The sequence below is a fragment of the Streptomyces albipurpureus genome (genome assembly GCF_023701525.1).
Lineage (GTDB): Bacteria > Actinomycetota > Actinomycetes > Streptomycetales > Streptomycetaceae > Streptomyces > Streptomyces albipurpureus.
Genome location: NZ_JAMQAW010000034.1, coordinates 1 through 19504, shown reverse-complemented (window position 1 = coordinate 19504; position 19504 = coordinate 1). Strand labels below are relative to the sequence as shown.

Below are 19504 nucleotides of genomic sequence, written 5' to 3'. Positions count from 1 at the left end.
TGGTCCGGCCGCGTCAGGTGTGGGTGAGGCCGCCGTCGCAGGCGATCGTCTGCCCGGTGATGAAGCCCGCCGCGGGGGTGCTCAGAAAGAGCACCAGCCCGACGAGGTCCATCGGCACTTCTTCGCGTTGGATGCACTGGGAGGCGATGAGCCGTGCCTTGCCCTCCTCGGTGACCGTCTCGCGGGGCACCTCGGTGAATGTGCCACCGGGCTGTACGGCGTTGACGGTGATGCCATGACCGCCCAACTCCCTGGCGAGGGAGTTGGTCATACCGACGAGGGCGGCCTTCGATGTCACGTAGTGCAGATAGTTCCTGACGCCCAGGGGCACGGCACCGGAGACGATGTTGACGATCCGACCCCATCCCGCTGCGCGCATATGCGGTGCGGCGGCGCGGGCGCAGAGGAAGGCGCCGGTGACATTGACCGCGAGCACCGTGTCCCATTCGTCGAGCGGAATCTCGTCGAAGGGGCGCATCGCGAGGCTGGAGAAGATCGCCGCGTTGTTGATCAGCACATCGACACGGCCGAACTGGTGGACGACCTTCTCGATGAGTGCCGCTACGGAGTCGGGGTCGGCGACATCGGTCTCCACCGCGAGGGCGGTGCCACCCGCGAGGGATATCTCCTCGGCCACCTGGCGGGCGGAGTCCCCGTTGATCTCGGCGATCACCGTGATGGCGCCCGCCGCGGCGAACTCCCGTGCGTAGGCACGGCCTATGCCCTGTCCGCCGCCGGTGATGACGACGACCCGGTCGCGGACGCCGAAGTCACGTCCCCGCGATATGCCCTCGACAGTGGTGGACTCCGGTGCGCTGACTGCGTTCATGCTCGCTCCTTGTGGAGTGGACGGGTCTCCAGCGGGGTCCACTGGCACAGGCGCCAGCCCTCGCCGGGAGAGTCGGTGTGGGTGTCGGCGTCGGCTGGTCGGCCGGTGGGGAGGGTCTCGAACACGGCCCGCAGGGGCATGTCATGGCTCAGCTCGGCCGCGCTGGTGTCGATGAGGTTGCCGATGAGGATCGGTCCCTCCGGTGTGCGAACCGCGCCCACCAGGTAGGGAACCTCGATCGCGGGGAAGTACTGCCGGTGGAACACGGTCCAGGCCAGCAGTGTGCCCGCGCCGGACAGGCGTTCCCAGGAACTCTCCTGAGCCAGGCAGTCGGGGCAGACCGGCCCCGGCGGATAGCGGAAGCGTTCGCACCCGCCGCAGCGCTGCAAGCGCAACTCGCCCGCGGCCGTGTACCGCCAGTACGGGGTGTCGTAGATGCCCGGCTGCGGCGCGGGGCGTTGTGGTGGGGTCATGCGTCCGCCCTCCGGTAGATGAGCGAGGTCACCTTGCCCGCGACGTCGGAGACGTACTGGGCGGTCCTGGCGTGCGGGATCTGCCGTTCACCGGCCTCTCCGCGGAGCTGTCGCACGCATTCGGCCTGGTGGCCCCAGCCCTGCATATAGCTGCCGGAGAGATGGCCGCCGGCGGTGTTCACCGGCAGCCGGCCGCCCGGTCCCAGAGCGCCGTCGGCGAGCAGTTCCCCGGCACCGCCCTGCGGGCAGAAGCCGAAGCCCTCCAGGGCGAGGGGCACATGCACACTGAAGCTGTCGTAGATCTGGAGCACATCCACATCGGATGGGCCCGCTCCCGCCATGGTGTAGACCTGCTCGGCTGCCGTGCGCTGCGCCGGGCGGTAGAAGTCGACCAACCGTGGCCGCAGGCTCGTCGCGTCCCGGTTGTGGTCCGCGCGCCCGATCCCGCTCAGCAGCACCGCGGGGCGTCCGAGCCGGGCCGCCCGCTCGGCCGTGGTGACGATCAGGGCTACTCCCCCGTCATTGACCAGGCAGTAGTCGTAGAGCCGCAGCGGTTCACAGATGTAGGGGGCGGAGAGATAGTCGTCGATGTGGAGTGGGCCGCGCATGACGGCGTTGGGGTTGAGCCGTGCGAAGGCGCGTTGGGCCACGGCCACCTGGCCCAGTTCACGTTCGGTGAGCCCGGTGACGGCCTGGTAGCGGTTGGCGAGCAGCGCGTACAGCGCTCCCTGGGAGGTCAGGCCCCAGGGGGCGTAGTAGGTGTACGCGAGATGGCGCTCACCGCCCATGGCGTCGCGGCCTCCGTAGGCCGTCCCCGCGGTGCGTTGATCGTTGCCGTAGACGAGGGCCACGCATTCGGCCACGCCCGCGTGGATGGCGATGGCTGCTTTGAGTACGGCTTGGACGGCGTCTGCCTGGTCGGCCCAACGCACGTCCATACCGAGCACTTCACCGAGCCGTTCGCTCGCGGTGGCCGGTCCGGCGATGAGGCCGTCGATGTCGTCGCGGGTCAGTCCGCAGTCGTCCAGGGCTCGGCGGAACGCGGTGGCGGCGTACCCGTAGGCGTCCGAGTAGCGCTCACCGCGGCGGGCCAGGGCGTAGTCCTGGGAGTAGTCGCTCTCGCCGACGCCGACGATGGCGATCTCGTCCCGCAGTGCGGCCAGGCGTTGGGGGTCGGGCATGGTCAGCGTCCCCTTCCCGCGGGGCTGTTGGAGGCGGAACCGGCTCGCGGGCCGAACTCGGCGAGTAGGCCGGGGTCGGGGAATCCGAGCCTGGGCATCACCGTTCGGACCTCGGCGGGTGTGGATTCCAACCGGAGTGGGGAGCCGAGCACGGTCCAGTGGTCGCCGTCGGATGTCGGGCGTTCGATGATCAGGTTCCGTGCGGTGGTCTGTTGCTGGGCGAGGACCTCATCGACCGTGGCGATCGGCGTGTGTCGGCCGCCCTCGTCAAGGACCGCCCCGGCCTCGCCGGCCACGATCAGGGACCCTGAGGTGGCCGGTGTGTTCCAACTTCGGTGTGTTGCCCATGCCGTGCAGTCCTGCATGGCCAGGTCCAGGGTGGCCCCCGGCCCGCCGTGCGTCTCACGGTCTTCGATGGCGGCCAGCACACCGAGCATTCCGAACAGCCCGCCGAGTTGGTCGGATGCGGATATCCCGGCCTTGGTGGGCACCCCCTCCACCACGGTCGTGCTCATCAGACCCGACATCGCCTGCACCACGGTGTCCAGGGCGGGCCGCCCGGGGTAGACCGTATGGTGGCCGAAGCCGTTGATCGAGCAGTAGACGAGGTGCGGCAGGCTGGCTCGCACCTGCTGCGGCCCGTAGCCGAGCCGCGCCAGTGAGCCCGGTTTCAGATTCTCGATGAGGACGTCGGCGGACGCGAGGAGGTCCCAGAGCGACTGACGGTCGTGCTCATCGCGCAGATCGAGGACCAGCCCCCTCTTGTCCGTGTTGAGCAGAGCGAACACATACGACTGGCCGTCCGGGCGCAAGGGGGCGTTGTGGCGGTTGGAGTCCCCTCGGGGTGGTTCCACCTTGATGACGTCGGCGCCGAGTGCGCCCAGTTGCTTGCCCGCGAGGGGTCCGACCGTGTTCATTCCGATCTCGATCACCCGGATGCCGTCGAGCGGTCGCGCCGGGGCCGAGGGCCCAGGGGGCGTGGAGCCTGCGAGGTCGTCTGGACCCGCTGGGCGCGCCCATGGAGTCTGCGCGGGCTGCTGCTGGCCGGGCGCGGCGTCGGGATTCACCACGAGGTTCCTGATGTGTTCCCGGTCCCCATCGCGTGCCGGGACCCGCGGGGGCGGTGTGTCCGCCCTCCACCGCACCGGGCATCCCGGCAGCAGGACCGGGCGGTCGGCCCCGGGGTCGTGCGCGGTCCGCACCATCGAGCGGTGCCGCAGGTTGGGTTCGTCCGCCAGCTCTGCCAGGGGAACCACCGGGCCGCTGGGGATGACCGCCTCGGTGAGTGCGTCGACACACTCCTGGACCGAGCGGGAGACGGTCCAGGCACCGACCGCCGTGTCAATGGCGTCGACGTTCTCCATCCGCTGGGTGGTCGTTGCGAACAGGGGGTCGTGGATGAGCTCCGGACGGGCCATCACCCCGCAGAGCCGACCCCACTGTTCGTCCGTCGGTGCGCAGATCACCACCCAGCCATCACGGGCGGAGTAGGAGTTCCATGGCGACAGCGTGGGGTGCCGGTTGCCGTTGCGGGTCGCCACCCGCCCGGTGAGGGGCAGTGGGAGGAACGCCGCGAGCGCGTTCACCGCGACGTCGTACAGGGCGATGTCGAGGCGTTGGCCGAATCCGTGCAGCCTGCGGGCGCGCAGTGCGGCGATGACGGCCGAGGCGGCGTAGACCGCCGCCTCCATCTCCAGGAGCGGAACGCCGAGGAGTACGGGCGGCCCGTCCCGTCGCCCGGTGGTCTCGGCGACTCCGGTGACCGCCTCGACCAGCGCCTCGGAACCGCCGACTCCAGCGAGTGGCCCGTTGTGCCCGAAAGCGGTGATGTCGCAGGAGATCTGTCGCGCGGAATGCCCGGGCCGCGTTGCCGTCGACACGTCCGCGTCCTCCTCACCGCCATGGCGGTGAGGTTCGTCGTAGCACTCGCGCCCGGTTTCGCCGTCGAGGTCGCTGGAGCGCAGAACGACGTCCGCGGTACGCATCAACTCCGCGTAGATCTCTCGGCCCTCGGGAGTCCTGTGATCGATGACCACACTCCGCTTACCGGCCGCCGTCGCCGCTCTGTCCGTCCACTTGTGGTCTGCCCGTGGGTGTGCCGGTTCTATGAGCACGACCTCCGCGCCGAGCTGTGCGAGTAGTCCCCCGCACGCTGCGACGGCGGTACGGGCACCGGTCTCCACCACGACGACATGCCTCAGGAGCCCGGGATTCTCTTGAGCCTCAACCATGCTTCACACCTCAATGTGCGCAGTGCGCACATTGAGTGCGCGTTGCGGTGAGGTTACGGCACGAAACAGGGGCTCGTCTAGGGAAAACACGGCGAATGCCCCATGGAGTGGTGGGAGGGCTCCCACGGCAAGCCGCCGACAGCCATCAGGAAGCCGCTGGGCGGCTTGCGATCGCCGGGCTCGGCCAGGCGCTTGCGTCCAAGGCGGCGGGGGCGTCGCTCCGAGGCCGGCGCCCGAGCGACCGAGGCCTTGCTGAACTCCTGCCCGAAGGCCTCAGAGCAGCCCCACTGCCTTTGGCCGCCTCGGCGATCAGCCCGTCAGGGGCACTCCGCCGTTGGGCGACAGGCAGGGGAAGTGGAGTGTGGTTCCAGAGCACCGGGAGGGCAGAGCCCGTACCGGGCCGACAAGAGGAGTGGTCGGGTGCGCCGGCGCCGGCTGCCGGGACACCCGATCGCTTCGGGGCGGTCAGGACGAGATCTCAGGCTTGGCCGGTCTCGAAGCGCGTCACCTTGCCCTCGTCCGTGGTGAACCGCCACGCCGTTCGCATCTCGCCCCAGGTGTCATTGCGGAAGTTCGCGACGAGGCCGAGGCCATCGGAGGTCTGGGTCTCGACATCCATGTGGCCGCCGGAGCTGAAGATCTCCTTCTCGGTCCAGTCGACGAGGTCACGGTCGCTGCCGTCGTCGGACATCGTGGCGCCCGGTGCCAGGGACTCGGCGAACGCCTGTCGGTCTCCAGCGTTCAGCGCGCCGACGAACGCGCGCACCGCGGGTTGGGTCAACCCGTCAAGGGGGATGGTCATTGCTGTCTCCGTGGCTGTTGGGAATGCGGTCGGGCAGGTGGTGGAGCCGCGCCCCGCCATGGGCCAGGGCTCGCCAGGGCTGCCTCGTGCACATGAACACCCGGCCCAACGACCATGGCCGAGATCCGGTCACGCACTCCGGTCGGAAGGCAACCGCGGAACCGGAGCGACCCGAAGCTCATCCCCACCCCGTAGTGGGCGAGGAACCGAGGGGGCGACCGGGGCCCGCGACGCCGGCGGAAACCGGTCCGAGCACGGTTGACGTCCTGCCCATGGCGCCCCGTACAACCGCCGCCCGGACAAGGGCGCATCCGCGCCAAACCCGGGCTCCCGCAACGGCGGCTCCGGCTCCGGCCCCTGACATCTCCTACTTCCGCTGCTGTTCGTACACCCAGGCCAGGGCTTCCCGTGCGGTGAGGGTGTCGGGGTGGTCAGGGCCCAGGACCCGCTGGGAGTCGGCGAGGTTCTGTTCGTAGAACCGGATGGCCTGGCCGAGCTCCCCCGCCGCCGCATAGGCGCCGGCAAGGTTGTGCCGTGAGTTGAGGGTGTGGGGGTGGTCGGGGCCCAGGACCCGCTCCCGGGCGGCGAGGTTCCGCTTATGCAGGGGGATCGCCTGGCCGAGGTTCCCCGCTGACTGGTGGGCGTAGGCGAGGTTGTTGCGTGCGGTGAGGGTGTCCGGGTGGTCGGCACCCAGGACCCGCTGGAAGTCGGCGAGGTTCCGCTCATGCAGGGTGACGGCCCGGTCCAGGTTTCCCACCGACTGGTAGGCACTGGCGAGGTTGTTGCGTGAGTTGAGGGTGTGGGGATGGTCGGGGCCCAGGACCCGCTCCCGGGCGGCGAGGTTCCGCTCATGCAGGGGGATCGCCTCGCCGAGGTTCCCCGCCACCTGATGAGCGTAGGCGAGGTTGTTGCGTGAGCTGAGGGTGTCGGAGTGGTCGGGGCCCAGGACCCGCTCCCGGGCGGTCAGGGTCTGTTCGTGCAGGGGGGTGGCCAGGTCGAGGTTCCCGACCGACTGGTAGGCACTGGCGAGGTTGTTGCGCGCGGTGAAGGTGTGGGCGTGGTCAGGGCCGAAGACCCGCTGGGAGTCGGCGAGGTTCTGTTCGTAGAGGGCGATCGCCTGGCCCAGACTGCCCGCCGACTCATAGGCGTAGGCCAGGTTGTTGCGACCGGCGAGGGTGTCGGGGTGGTCAGGGCCCAGGACCCGCTGGAAGTCGGCGAGGTTCCGCTCATGCAGGGGGATCGCCTGGCCGAGGTTCCCCGCCGACTCATAGGCGTAGGCCAGGTTGTTGCGCGCGTTGAGGGTCTCGGGGTGGTCGGGCCCCAGGGCCCGTTCCCGGTCGGTGAGGGCGCGCTTGAGGTGTTTGGTGGCGCGGGTGAGGAGCCCCTGCCCGTGAAGGAACAGTCCCGCCTCGCCGAGGAGTCGGGCGAGGGTGTCGGTGCCGGTATCGGGCGGAAGGCGGTCGGCGAGGGTGTCGAGGTGGGGGATCAGGGTGCGCCAGGCAGGCCAGTGGGCCGGGTCGTCGCAGGTGTCCGGGATTGCGGTGTACAGGCTGGTGGTGGCGGTGTCGCGGGCGGTGTCGATGTCGTCGGCCCCGCGGTGAGGGTCGTCCGGATCGGGGGTGCGGGCGACGGCCTGGACCAGACGGTGGACGGACACCGTGTCCGGAGTGGCGGTGATCATGCTGTACGCGACCAGGCGCCGGACCGCGCCGGTGACCTCGGGGGGCGTGCCGAGCGAGGTCAGGAGCGTACGGGGGATGTTGTTGGGCGCGTACCAGGCGAGGGTGCGCAGCAGGCGGCCCGCGTGGGGTGTGGTGGTGAGCCGGTCGAGGGTGAGGTGCCAGATCCGGGCCACCGTCCGCTCCGGCGCCCGCCCCTCTTCGCCGTCGCGGAACATGTCGGCCGGATACTCCGTCAGCAGGCCCAGATAGGCGCGGGGGGTGATGCCGGCCTCGGCGATGTAGGCGGCGGCCTGTTCCACCGCGAGCGGCAGATGCCCGAGTTCCTCGCAGAGCTCGGCCGCACCCTCCAGATCCCGGCGCCCTCGGCCGGTGACGATGAGGGTGAGCAGATCGAGGGACTCCGACGGGGTGAGGATGCCGAGGCGGACCAGGGTCGTCGGGTCGGTCCAGGGGTTGGCGAGACGGCTGGTGATCAGGAACCGGCCGCCCGGCGCCCGGTTGATCAGAGGGGCGATGTCGCCGGGGTCGCTGACATTGTCGAGCACGATCAGCCAACCGGTGTGGGTCGCGAGCCACTGAAGCGCGAACTCGGCATGGGCCTCCACGGTCAGCGCCTTGCCGAGGGCGGGCCGCAGGGCGGTGGCGAGCTGGACCAGGCCCTGCTGGACGGCGGCGGGGCTGTCAGCGGTGATCCACCGCACCGGCCGACGACCGTGAGCGCGAGTCGCGGCCCACTCGGCGGCCAGCGTGCTCTTGCCGATGCCCCCGAGCCCGCTCACGGCCTGTACGAGCACTGCTCCGGGCGCGGCGAGTGCGGTGTCAAGGCGGTCCAGGTCCGCGGCACGGCCCACGAAATTGCCGGTGAGGAACGGCAGGTTGTCCAGCCCCGCGGGCGCTTCCGTCTGCGCCGCGGCCGTCAGGGCGTCCGGCGGCAGGATGGTGGTGGAGTGGTCGTTGTAGATGCCGCTGACCGCTGTCCCGCCGCCGGTCGCGGTCGCGGGGCCGCTGTTGATGACGGTCTGCCAGGGAGGAGCCGCCGCAGCCGGCCCACCGGACAGTTCCTCGCCACCCGCCTCCGCAGCGCGGTGGTGTTCTGTTTCGTCCATGCCCGCCCCCGGGGACCGCCGCTTCCCGTAGATGCCACCGACCAGGACTTCCGCCGTCGGCGCCAGCGTGAAGGCCGGCGCCGACGGCGGCGCTCAGGACTTGACGATGCCCGAGGTCGCCGACGAGCCGGTGCCGGTGGCCTCGGCCTCGCCGGTGTTCACCGCGATCACCGGCCCCCCGCCCCCGCTACTGCCGCCGGTCTGGTGGATGCCGGTGGTGGCCGTACCGCCGTCCCGGGCCGTGGCCTTCCCGGTCCCGGCCGCCACAACACCGCCCGGGACCGAGGCCGCCAGCACGATCAAGGCCTGCAACTCCCCGGCCACCCGCTCCCGGTCGGTGTCGTCCAGGTCTTCGAGCAGTGTTTCGAACCGGGCCTGCCACACCCCCTCCTGAACCATCCGATCCCTCACCGCGCCCTCCCCCGGCCCGCCAGGGGCCAGGGCGTCGTGAGTCCGGTCGAGGCGCTCCAGTTCGGCGCTCTCCCGGGCGGTGTCCCCCCGCCCGAACAGCCGGGCAACCCTGGCCCGAAAGGCAGTCCACACATCGGTGCCCGCGGCCTGCACCACCGCCGCACCACCGGCCGCAGCCAGCGCCGGCAACGCCTGACCCAGCAGTTCACCCGCCATAACCCCTACTCCCGACTCTCCGCTCCCATGCCCGGGCCCTGCCCGGACACACCAACCCATCCCAGCCCCCGCGGCGGACCACCGAGACCGGCGGTACGGCGACAATCGCCAACCGCCACTCCCACACCACGCGCCACAACATGCCGTGACAGGACCGGCACAACAGGTAACGCCCCGGGCCGCCCGCACGGTTCCCCAGCCCCAACCTCCCCTCGCCCGGGGCGCCTTCCCACGCGAACGGACCGGCGTACCCGCGGCCCGGGCCGGGCCGGACGGTCCGCCCCGTCCGCTCCCCGCCGACCAGCAGGACGCGCTCGCCACCACCTACCGGGGCGGCACGGGCAGCGTCTCCTGCTCAACTGTCCGCCCTGACTTCCGGACTCCCGTCCGGCTGACCCGGTAGCGACCGCCCCCGGCAACCTCAGAGCACACGGGCCCGCGCGAAGGAAACTCGTGCTCTTCTACGATTTCGCCGATACGGAGGTACGGGACTTCATGAGCGGCTGAATGCGTGTGCCGAAGTTCTCCATGCCTTCGAGGAACTCGTCGAACACCAGAATGATCCCTTTGACGCCGTGGACCTCACTGATCTGGTCGAGCATCCGCGCGACGGTCTCGTAGGACCCGACGAGCGTTCCCATGTTGAGGTTCACCGCGCCCTCGGGCAGCGCTACGGTCTTCGCGGTCGAGGAATCGTCGGCGCCCTGGTCCGTCGCCGTCTGTGCCGTCAAATACCCCAGCGCGGCGAGGTCGGCGTTGTCGTGGTAGTCCTTCCACTTCGCCTGCGCGGCCCGGTCCGTCTCGTCCGCGATGACCATGAACAGCGCGAGTGCGCCGACGTCGCGGCCGCTCGTACGCGCTTGTTCGGCGAGCGTGGCGGTGGCGTCGGAGAGTGCGAGCGGAGTGTTGACCCCGCTGCCCAGGATGAAGTTCCCGTCGGCGTACTCGGCGGCGAACCTCATTCCCGTGCCGCTCTGCCCCGCGGCGAGGATGTCGATGTGCCCGTTCGCCGGGCGCGGCGACAGCACGCAGCCGTCCATTGTGTAGAACTCGCCCCGCAGATCACTGGTGCCCTCACCCCACAACTGCCGCAGCACGGTGACGTACTCGGCAGCCCGCGTGTAGCGGTTGGCGAAGTGTTCGTCGCCGGGCCAGAGGCCCATCTGGGCGTATTCGGCGGGCGCCCAGCCGGTGACGATGTTGACGCCGGCCCGGCCGGGGGCGATCGAGTCGATGGTCACCGCCATCCGGGCGGCGATCGCCGGGGGAAGGGCGAGAACGGGTGCGGAGGCGTACAGCCTGATCCGCTCGGTCACGGCAGCCAGTGCCGCCGTCAGAGTGAACGACTCAAGGCAGTGATCCCAGAATTCCGTCTCGCCGCCGAATCCCCTGAGCTTGATCATCGATAACGCGAAGTCCAGTCCGTACACTTCGGCCCGCTGCACGATGGTCTTGTTCAGTTCGAAGGTCGGCATGTACTGCGGAGAACTCTTCGAGATGAGCCAGCCGTTGTTGCCGATGGGGAGGAAGACCCCGATGTCCATGCCGCTCCTCAGTCGTCAGGGCAGGCAACCCGGGGACTGTTTCCCGCCTCTACCGCCATCCCTGTACCACGGGCAATTCTGCCCGCGGCACCGGACGGTACAAACGGCCGCGGCTTCGCTCTCATCCGCCGGCCGACCCGCGCGGTGACTGCCCGACCGTGGTACCGGGAAGCGGAACCGCGGAACGGGCGAGGGCGCGGCGGGTGGCAGGGATGGGTTCTGGGAAGCGGCGTCGATGCGTGCCTGGAGCAGGCGTTGGGGGTCTTCGGCGATCCTGTTGCAGACGTAGAGCCACCATGTCGAACGCGAGCCCCCTCAGGAACTGCGCGGCCTGCGACGAGAGCGGGAAGGGGCTGGCGGCGACACCGGCTTTGGCAGCCCTCCGTCTTCCCATGCGGCATGGTCTCGGGCTTCGACAGACATATCCCTCCCCGCCCCGGACCTGCCCCAGGGTTCAGGAACACGGCTTCGGGCCCGGCGGACTTCCGCCGGGCCCACCCCGTACGGTAGGGGTTTGACGCCGTCCTCGCCGACACCGACACCGGCACCGACCCCGACACCGACCCCGACACCGCCCCCGAGGCGGACGGCCGCGCGGACAAGGTCCATCCCAGCGGTCTCCAGGGCGAGTTCCTCGCCATGTGCAGCGGCGTACGGCTGACGCCACCGAGCCATCTCCACGGGGACCGGACCGCCACACCGGATTCCAGCTCTGGGGCCCTCCGATCAGGCAACGAGCAGTTGGACGGGAACGGCCTGGAGCTCTCGGTACCCGGATTCGGTGACCGTCAGGTCCGTGCCGCCGAGGAGCACATCCCTGTCGTCCTGAGAGATGAGGGTCGGCGAGATCGAGTAGACCATCCCGGGTGCGAGGACGAAGTCCGGCTGCTCCTCCCGGCCTGGCACGAACTCCTGCTGGATTCGGTGGCTGCCGCCCGGGTACTCGGGAGCGTCCATGCCGAACTGATGGATCTGGGAGTGCTTGGAGAACTTGAACGGGGTCTGCTCAGCCGCTTCGCGGTAGGCCACGGCCAGATCCGAGTGCAGTACGCCCGGCTTGACGTGACTCAGCACATGCCTGCGGACTTCCAGGATGGAAGCGAACATGTCGGCGTGCAGTCGGCTGGGCTCACCCATCGAGATCTGCTGATCGGTGTGGCCGATGTAGCCGCGGTAGCGGGCCATTGACGTCAGTGTGAGCATGTCGCCCGCTTCGATCGGACGGGACAGGCACAACTCGGCGACCGCCGGGTTCTGCGAGGCGTGCTTGCCGAACGACAGATAGAACCTCGTGTCCACATCGGCGCCTTCGGCCCACATGGCGCGGATGCCTTCCTGGACGACCTGCGCGCCCGGCATCCCCGGCCGCACGAATCCGCGGATCGTCTGCACGGCGCTGTCCCAGATGCGGCAGGCCTCTTCGATGATGGCCAGTTCTTCGGCGCTCTTCACTGTGCGAGCGCTGGCGAAGACATCGGCGAGTTGGATGAGCTCCACGTCCGGCATGGCCGCCGTGAGCTGTTCGACGACCAGGTGGTTCAGTCCGGAGTCGACACCGACCCTCGCTCCCTTCGCAAGCCCCAGCTCCCTGATGCGGGCGACGATCTCCGAGGTGTCGCCCACCTGTCGCGGGGAGTGAATGTGGTCGCTGGCAGGGCGGATGTCCTCGATCCACTCCTGAGCGTCCAGGAGGTACGCAACCGGGATGTCGATGATGTGCCGACCGTTGACGAAGCACGTCACCGGCGCCTCGTTGGCTGTCAGCACGGCGTAGTTCTCACCCGGGATCCCGTTGGTGAGATAGAACGCGTTGTGCCCGCTGGCGATGATCGCTTCGGCGCCTGCGGCCCGCAGATACTTGCGGACCAGTGCATGACGACGGTCGCGCTCCGCGAGGGACAGCGTGTTGTTCGGGAGGTTGGTCCTGGCAGTTGTACTCATGACGTCCTCAGTTCGGTTGAACGTTGGTTTACTGACCGGCCGAAAGGTCTCTGAGCCCGGCCATGAATCCGGCGGCCGACGCGGCACTCATGCCGATGGTCACGCCCATCGCACGCGCCGTTTCGTTGGCGGCGGAGACGAACCCTTCGTGATACGTGCTCATCGCATCGTCGATGCGAGCGCTGAAGCAGGAGACAGACGCCGCTGCGACGCCGATCTCGTCGCTGTCCCGCAAGCCGGCGATCCCGGACCGGTTCTTGGCCATGCCCGCGTCGTTGGCTATCCAGCCCCGCACCGGCCAGGTCTTGAGCAGGGCCGCCTTCGTGCCGCCCGAGTGCACACCGGTCACCACCACGTCCGAGCTGAAGTCCTGGTCCTTGGGCAGGGAGGTCAGGGTGCGCACGACGAGGATTCGGTGACCGCGGGTGCCAACGATCTCGTGGATGGTGTTGTCCAGGTCGATGTCGATCTCACGGGCCTGTCCGCGCTCGGCCGCCAACATCAGCTGTGCCGCCCGTAGCGCTGGTTGCCCTGGCCGCACGCCCAGGGCCGCCGCCGCCGCGTTGACACTTCCGATCTCCCCCGCGGCCAGGGACAACCCGTTGGAGACTCCCCCGGTCTCCCCCGCGACGGCCGCGGCGGGCACCCCGTAGCGATCGGCGAGGGGAAGACCCGCGATTCCCGCTGCCTCCTTGCCCACACCGGCGTCATGGGCGATCACACCTTTGACGCCCTTGGAGAGCGCGTGCGCGACCGTACCGGCCCCGCAGTAGGACGCCGCGATCACCACGTCGTCATGACCGATCGAGGGGTCTTTGACGTAGAGCAGCGAGTCCATGGCGAACACCCGCCCGGCCACGGTCCGCGCGATGACCTGGACCACCCGATGGCCAAGGGGGGTCGGGTCGGCCACGGGCCGGCTCGGCCCTGAGTGGTCGTTGCGCTTCGGGGTCACGGCAGTATCCGTTCCTGGCGCGGCTTCGCGGTCGGCTCCGGGGCTGCGGCGCCCTCCGGGGGCGGCTCCACGGTCTCGGTTGTCCCTCGCGTTGCCCGCCGGATCAAGTGCGCGACCTCCGAACGCAGGGCGACGAACTCCCTGCTCGCCTTGGTCTCGATCTGGTCGCGCTCGGAAGGGAGATCGACGTCGATCTCCCGCATGGTCCGGCTCGGTGAGCCGGTCAGGACGATCACGCGATCGCCGAGGTAGACGGCCTCGTCGATGTCATGGGTGATGAGCATGATGGTCACCCCGTGGTTGCGTTGCACGGCGGCGACGAGGTCTTCGAGTTCGGCGCGCGTCTGCGCGTCGACGGAGGCGAACGGCTCGTCCATCAGCAGCAGACTCGGCCGATAGGCAAGAGCGCGTGCGATCGCCACCCGCTGCTGCATCCCACCTGACAACTGCCAGGGATACTTGGCGTGATCGCGCGAAAGGCCCACTTCGGCCAGCGCTCTCTCCACTCGCCTGGCGCGCTGGCCCTTGTCGACCTTCACATAGCGCAGCGGCAGCTTGACGTTCTCGGCCACCGTCAGCCAGGGGTAGAGCGAGCGTTCGTATTCCTGGAACACCATGGCCAGGTCATCGGGGACCTGGGACACGGCCACTCCGTGCATCCGCACGGTCCCGCTCGTCGGACGCAGCAGACCCGCGACGGACTTCATCAGCGTCGTCTTGCCGCAGCCGGACGGGCCCACGATCGAGACGAGTTCTCCTTCACCGATCTTGAAGCTGATCGAGTCGATCGCCGCTTTTCCCGGAAGGTACTCATAGTGGAGATCCTCCACTTCGAGAACAGTCTTGGGTTCGCGCACTCTCATCACGCCCTTTCTCCGATGTGCCAGCGGAGCAGCCGTTTCTCCAGCGCCATGAATGACAGGTTGAGCAGGATGCCGATGATGACGATCATGATGATTCCCGACCACATGTCGACGATCCTGAAGTAGTCCTGAGACGCGTCTACGAAGTGGCCGACGCCGTTGTTCGCGGCGACCAGTTCGCTGATGACCATGAGGTTCAGGCCCAAGGAGAGTGCCACCCGCATGCCGGCCAGGATCTTGGGACTCGCGGCCGGGAACACGACATGACGTAGTCGTGCCACCCGGCCCAAGCCGAACACACGCGCGGTGTCCAGCTTGACCCGGTCGACGGTCCGAACGCCCTCCACCGTGTTCAGGAGCACCGGCCACAGGCTCACGAAGGCGATCAGGGACACACGCATGTTGTCGCCGATTCCCAGCAGCACGAGAAACACCGGAAGGACTGCGGGGCTGGGGATCGAGCGCATGAAGTCGAGCAGCGGTCTGACCATGTCCGCGGCCAGTGCGGAGGAGCCGATCAGCACGCCACCAGCGATCCCGATGACGACCGCGAGGGCCCACCCCTGAAGGAGACGGCCAAGACTTGAGCCGACGTTCTCCGTGAACAGGTCCGTCACAAAGGGCGGTTGACCGGAGAACCACAGTGTGCGGGTGGTATCCAGGATGTCGGTCGGCACGGGGAAGTAACCGGAGGTGGAGGACCGGGCCAACTGGTGCCAGACCACCACCGCTACGACCAGGACGCCCCAGCGCACGACCAGGTCGCGTGCGACCCCGGCCACCCGGGCGTACGTCGGAGGCTTCACCGGCGCGAGCGATTCCGCTGGGCCGGCCTCTTGGGTTCTGGTCGTCATCGCGATACCCCGTCCATTCCGTGGCGCCACGCGAACAACCTGTTCTCGACGAGGGTCAGAACCAGGTTGATGGCGATTCCGAGTACTCCGGCGAGCACGGATGCGCCGAGCACCAGCCTCGTATCGCCGACCAGGCTGGCACCGAGGATGTAGGAGCCGATGCCCGTGGGCGATCCGGCCACCAACTCGGCGCCGACAACGACGACCAGGGCCAGGCCGGCCGAGATGCGGATGCCGGTGAACACGAAGGAGGCGATGCTGGGCATCACCACCCAGCGCAGGATGGCGCGGCGCGGCATACGGAAGCTCTTCGCCGTGGAGACTCCGACTGGATCGATGTCCTTCGTCCCGTACAGCGTGTTGAGCAGGGTCGGCCACAGAGCCGCCAGCAGCGCGAGGATGACCTTCATCCTCGTCTCGGTCCCCGCCGCGAGCATGAAGATCGGGATGAGCGCCACGGCCGGCAGGTTCCTCAGTATCTCGATCGGAACCACGACGGCCCGGGCGACGATCGGCAGGGAGCCGATGGCGATACCGAGCGGGACGGCGATCAGGACCGTCAGGAGCATGGTGAGGCTCCACGCCGCCATGGTCCAGCCCATGGCAGTGGCGAACTCGCCGTCTCGGAGCAACCCGTAGGCCGCGTCGAGGATCTGGAGCATCGTGGGGAACGAGTCCCCCAGCCATCCGACTGACGTTGCGATCTGAGCGATCGCGAGGAAGATCGCCACCCCGGCCGCTCCCCGTACGACCGGGCGCATTGACTTCCGTGCCCTCTGTCGCGCGGATTGCCGGTCGACGTTCCGGCGGACGGGCCCGGCCACCGAGGTGGGGGTGCTGGTCCCCGTGGCGACGCCGTGTGAACTGGTATCGGGCACTCTCGTCACCATTTCGATGCTCGGTCGTCTCGGTGGAATGGCCCGTGCATCAGTTGCCGATCTTCGGCACGGAGATCTCATGGTCCACAACACCCAGGTCGCGCATGATGCCCGCCAGTTCCTCAAGGTCCTTCTGATCGATGTCGGGGGTGAAGTCGGGCAGCACAAGGCTCTTGATCTGCTCGGCCTTGAAGCTCGTGTAGGTGGGGAGTACGCGAGTGACCACTTCGGGTCTGGCCTCAATGGTTTCGGTGGCCTTGACGACAGCCCGGCGGAACGCCGCGATCGTGTCGGGGTTCGCCTTGGCGTACGCGGTGCGGGTGTTGTATCCGACCAGGGGGAATCCCTCGAACGGGCCGGAGAACGCGTCGAAAACGATGCGGTAGCCGCCCGAGGCCAGCAACCCGCCGAGCACCGGCTGCGGCACACAGGCGGCGTCGACCTCACCGTCGTCGAGGCTGTGCTTCATCTCAGCGGGTGCGAGTTGTACGTACTTGGTGTTGGCTTTGTCCCGTTTGAAGCCCTGCTTCTCCAGCGTTGTGTCCAGCAGCATGTTGCACATGCCCGGGGCTCCGGTCACCGCCGCGGTCTTGCCGACGAGATCAGCCGGCTTCTTGATGGTGGAAGACTTCGGCACGACGAATGAGGCGTAGGTCGGGACACCGCTGGTGGCCCCCATGATCGGGGTCAGGGGGACCTTGCCGTCAGCGGCGAGCAGGTACGCCGACCACGGGATGCCCCCGACGTCGAACGAGCCACCCACTGTCGGCGCGACGGGCGATCCCGGCGGCATCTGCTTGGTTTTCACGTCCAGCCCCTCGGCGGCGAAGTATCCCTCCTCGACCGCGACGAAAATCGGCAGATAGTCGGCGAGCGGCAGGTAGCCGACGGTCATCGACTTCGCCTTCGGCTTGCTGCCTGGTCTGTCCTGGCCGGAATCCGCGTCCGATCCGCACGCGCTGAGGGCGAGCAGGGCCACGCTGACCATCGCCGAGACGAGGGTTCGCTCGGTCTTCGACGCACGAGTGAGGGCCGCACCGCGTGGTGAGGGTGACACATTCATGTCTTGTCCTTCCAACCGTTGTCGAGAGCGTCTGCTTCGACGTGCTGCGGGCTATGGAATTAACACCACTACGACAGATGCTCACGAATTGTTATGCATCGATCGTCAGTTTCCGGTTCTTCTGACTGGCTTGCGGGTGCGCTGGCTTGCGGGTGCGCTGGCTCGGCTTGGGGCCGCTAACCGGCGCAGCGGTTGTCACCAGGGCGAAGCGTGATGAGCGCGGCGATCGCCGCTGCGGCCTGGGGCGGACCGGTCGAGGTTCGGCCCCTGGAGTGACCGCGGGTAGCGGCGTCGCTTCCCTCCAGATGCGCAGTGGCCGCGGGTGGCCTGGCCGTTGCCCCGTCGCGGATGTCCCTGTGCGCCTCGGATCAGGCGAACGTGAAGTCGGTGCCGAGACCTCGCATACGGGCACTGTCGTAGATCGCGGACGCGAGGGCGATATCCCAGAATCCGCCCTCGGAGTCCTTGAAGACGATCCGTTCGTCCTGCGATGTCCGGCCTGGCACCTTGCCTGAGGTGAGGTCGCCGAGCTCTGCGACGCTCTCCCAACGGAGATCGCCGGTCTCGGTGAGGCTCAGTAGCGGGTGCCCGCGATCATCGGGAAGCCACGGGTCGACCCATCCCCGCTCATGGGTCTTCGAGCCGACAACAATCTTGTCGCTCGCGCTGTGCACCGATGGATCGATCTCGTTCGGGTGCCCGTAGCTGAGCAGCAGCGAGCCCCTCTCCTTCATCAGATCGGCGTGCAGGACTGGTTCGAGGGACGACGTGCCGACGAGCACGACGGGGGCGTTGCCGACCGCGACGGCCGCCGATCCAACAGCCCTGACCGAGATGCCGAGCTGTGCGGAGACGTCCTCGGCGAACGCCGAGCGCCTTGCCGCGTTACGGCTGAAGACCCGGATCTCGGAGACCGGTCGCTGCCGTGCGACGGCGGCGAGGACCGCGCGTAGGTTGTGTCCGCTGCCGATGACCCCGATCGTGTCGGCATCCGCGGGCGCGAGCAACTGAGTGGCCAGCGCCATCGTCGCGCTGATGCGCAGTGTGCCGAACGGATAGGACATCACCGCCAGCAGTTCACCCGTCGGCTCGTCGTAGACGGTGGCGATGGCGGGCACGGTCTTGGCGTTGCCCCGGCCCGCGGGATTCACCCGAGCGCCGGCCCGCCTCGGCTCGCCGACGGCTCCGAGAACAACCCTCAGCGCGCTGTCGGCCATGGGGAGCATCATGGGGGCCTTGGCGTCGACCGCGTCCTTGGCCTGGGCGTTCGCCGTCTCCCGAATGACCTCCATCGCCTTCGGGAGGTCCATCAGCTCCAACACCTCGTCGTTGCGCAGCAGAAGGGTCATCGTGGTACACCCGCTGCCCGGGTCCTCGCACCGTTCTCGGCTCTGTCCGTTCCTCGGCGATCATCCATCGGGGTCAAGTCCTCTCATCGGGATTGGTGACTGGTTTCGGTCAGGGCCTAGGGCTGTCGGCCACAGGGCCCTCCGTTGGGCCTGGGGCAGCGGACGGCCGGTTCAGAGGTCGGGAGCGGCCTGCTCGCCGTCAGAGAAGAGCAGCGACTTGATCACCAGGGGGACGACCCTGCTGGGGTGGACCAGTTCGCCGCCTGTCGACGGCGGACCTCGCGATGCCGCCTGTTCGTAGCAGCCGCGGACGAAGTCGCCGAGCGTTCCCGCGTCGACGGTGTCGTCCGGCAGGTACGGAGTGAACAGCACCGGCGAGCGCCAGGGCCCCGCACGCTCGACGACGATGAATCTGCTGGACAGGTCCTGGACCTGGCGGGCAGGTGCACCCGGGCGAACATCAGGTGCGAGGTGGACGAGCCGATGTCGATCCCCACGGTGAGGGGTTCCAACTGGTCGGCATTCCAGGGAGAGGAATTGGCGACATGGGCGAGCTGCCCAGGTACCCAGGACAGCGCAAGGGTCAGTGCGGCTTCTTCTGCGTCTGCTCCCATCTGCGTGCGAATTCGGGTGCGAGGGGGATGCCCTGCTTCTTGAGTTCTTCGGCGAAGATCGTGAGGATGCGGGGGTCCTCGTTCTCGGTGGAGATCTGCAACCCGCCGTTCCTGACGCTCTTGTCGACCTCGTCGAAATGCGCCTTCCGTTCATGGGTCACCGGGTAACGGATACTCCCGAAGGCAATGGCAAGATAACGAGAGGGACCAGCACTGGTATTGAAGTGCTGATGGAACATCTGGTCAGCCGGCGCATACACACTGCCATGCTTCCAGTCGAACCGCCGAAACCCCTCCTCCCCCTCATACCAGAAAAGCGAGTACCCACTCCCGGACATCGGGAAGATATGGAAGTCAGGCCCATGCCGATGACCGTTCTTGTACGAACCCGGAGGCATCTCCGAAACATGGGCATGAGTCGTACCATCAGCCATCGACAGATGAACATTCGAACTCCCCGGACCACGCGCCGCCCACTCCCTCAGCTCCAACTCCTGCACCCTCGGAACGAA

Annotated in this window: 17 protein-coding genes and 1 pseudogene; 1 reads left to right on the top strand and 17 read right to left on the bottom strand. The window is 68.4% G+C overall.

What is annotated here, in order from left to right; all coding sequences use genetic code 11:
* Positions 1-13: 13 nt before the first annotated feature.
* The 7 genes from NBG84_RS26935 to NBG84_RS26905 form a co-directional block, all read right to left on the bottom strand.
* Complete coding sequence (locus NBG84_RS26935) at positions 14-829, bottom strand: SDR family NAD(P)-dependent oxidoreductase (RefSeq protein WP_250922210.1); 816 nt, start codon at positions 827-829, stop codon at positions 14-16.
* Positions 826-1302 (bottom strand): Zn-ribbon domain-containing OB-fold protein, encoded by a 477-nt coding sequence (locus NBG84_RS26930; RefSeq protein ID WP_250922209.1) that lies wholly within the window; start codon positions 1300-1302, stop codon positions 826-828. Before NBG84_RS26930 ends, NBG84_RS26935 begins: the two co-directional genes overlap by 4 nt.
* The gene (locus NBG84_RS26925; RefSeq protein WP_250922208.1) at positions 1299-2483 is read right to left on the bottom strand and encodes a thiolase family protein; all 1185 of its coding nucleotides are present in this window, start codon (positions 2481-2483) and stop codon (positions 1299-1301) included. Before NBG84_RS26925 ends, NBG84_RS26930 begins: the two co-directional genes overlap by 4 nt.
* 2 nt (positions 2484-2485) lie before the next feature.
* Positions 2486-4714, bottom strand: a complete 2229-nt coding sequence (locus NBG84_RS26920) for a CaiB/BaiF CoA transferase family protein (RefSeq protein WP_250922207.1) — start codon at positions 4712-4714, stop codon at positions 2486-2488.
* A gap of 478 nt (positions 4715-5192) precedes the next feature.
* Positions 5193-5516: a nuclear transport factor 2-like protein gene (locus tag NBG84_RS26915; RefSeq protein WP_250922206.1), complete on the bottom strand. Its 324-nt coding sequence runs from the start codon at positions 5514-5516 to the stop codon at positions 5193-5195.
* Positions 5517-5883: 367 nt separating this feature from the next.
* A complete protein-coding gene (locus NBG84_RS26910) occupies positions 5884-8304 on the bottom strand; it encodes a tetratricopeptide repeat protein (protein WP_250922205.1) in 2421 nt (806 codons plus the stop codon).
* Between the two features lie 93 nt (positions 8305-8397).
* Positions 8398-8931 (bottom strand): hypothetical protein, encoded by a 534-nt coding sequence (locus NBG84_RS26905; RefSeq protein ID WP_250922204.1) that lies wholly within the window; start codon positions 8929-8931, stop codon positions 8398-8400.
* A gap of 145 nt (positions 8932-9076) precedes the next feature.
* On the opposite strand from NBG84_RS26905, the gene NBG84_RS26900 reads away from it, so the two are divergent.
* Positions 9077-9334, top strand: coding sequence for a hypothetical protein (locus tag NBG84_RS26900; protein ID WP_250922203.1), 258 nt, complete (start codon positions 9077-9079; stop codon positions 9332-9334).
* Positions 9335-9392: 58 nt separating this feature from the next.
* On the opposite strand, the gene rutA is transcribed toward NBG84_RS26900, so the two are convergent.
* From rutA to NBG84_RS26850, 10 genes and pseudogenes are all read right to left on the bottom strand, one after another.
* A complete protein-coding gene (gene rutA, locus NBG84_RS26895) occupies positions 9393-10475 on the bottom strand; it encodes a pyrimidine utilization protein A (protein ID WP_250922202.1) in 1083 nt (360 codons plus the stop codon).
* 726 nt (positions 10476-11201) lie between these two features.
* Positions 11202-12416, bottom strand: coding sequence for a M24 family metallopeptidase (locus NBG84_RS26890; RefSeq protein WP_250922201.1), 1215 nt, complete (start codon positions 12414-12416; stop codon positions 11202-11204).
* A gap of 28 nt (positions 12417-12444) precedes the next feature.
* A complete protein-coding gene (locus NBG84_RS26885) occupies positions 12445-13371 on the bottom strand; it encodes a hypothetical protein (protein ID WP_250922200.1) in 927 nt (308 codons plus the stop codon).
* Positions 13368-14234, bottom strand: coding sequence for an ABC transporter ATP-binding protein (locus NBG84_RS26880; protein ID WP_250922199.1), 867 nt, complete (start codon positions 14232-14234; stop codon positions 13368-13370). Before NBG84_RS26880 ends, NBG84_RS26885 begins: the two co-directional genes overlap by 4 nt.
* Positions 14234-15088 (bottom strand): ABC transporter permease, encoded by an 855-nt coding sequence (locus tag NBG84_RS26875; protein ID WP_250922198.1) that lies wholly within the window; start codon positions 15086-15088, stop codon positions 14234-14236. Before NBG84_RS26875 ends, NBG84_RS26880 begins: the two co-directional genes overlap by 1 nt.
* Complete coding sequence (locus NBG84_RS41195) at positions 15085-15966, bottom strand: ABC transporter permease (RefSeq protein WP_250922197.1); 882 nt, start codon at positions 15964-15966, stop codon at positions 15085-15087. Before NBG84_RS41195 ends, NBG84_RS26875 begins: the two co-directional genes overlap by 4 nt.
* A 49-nt stretch (positions 15967-16015) precedes the next feature.
* Positions 16016-17029 carry an ABC transporter substrate-binding protein gene (locus NBG84_RS26865; protein WP_250922196.1) on the bottom strand — a complete coding sequence of 338 codons (1014 nt, stop codon included), beginning with the start codon at positions 17027-17029 and terminating at the stop codon, positions 16016-16018.
* Positions 17030-17397: 368 nt separating this feature from the next.
* On the bottom strand, positions 17398-18378 hold the full coding sequence (locus NBG84_RS26860; RefSeq protein ID WP_250922195.1) for a hypothetical protein: 981 nt from the start codon (positions 18376-18378) through the stop codon (positions 17398-17400).
* 171 nt (positions 18379-18549) lie between these two features.
* Complete coding sequence (locus NBG84_RS26855; protein ID WP_250922194.1) at positions 18550-18750, bottom strand: hypothetical protein; 201 nt, start codon at positions 18748-18750, stop codon at positions 18550-18552.
* 211 nt (positions 18751-18961) lie between these two features.
* Positions 18962-19504, bottom strand: a pseudogene (locus tag NBG84_RS26850) (cupin domain-containing protein); the annotation flags it as partial.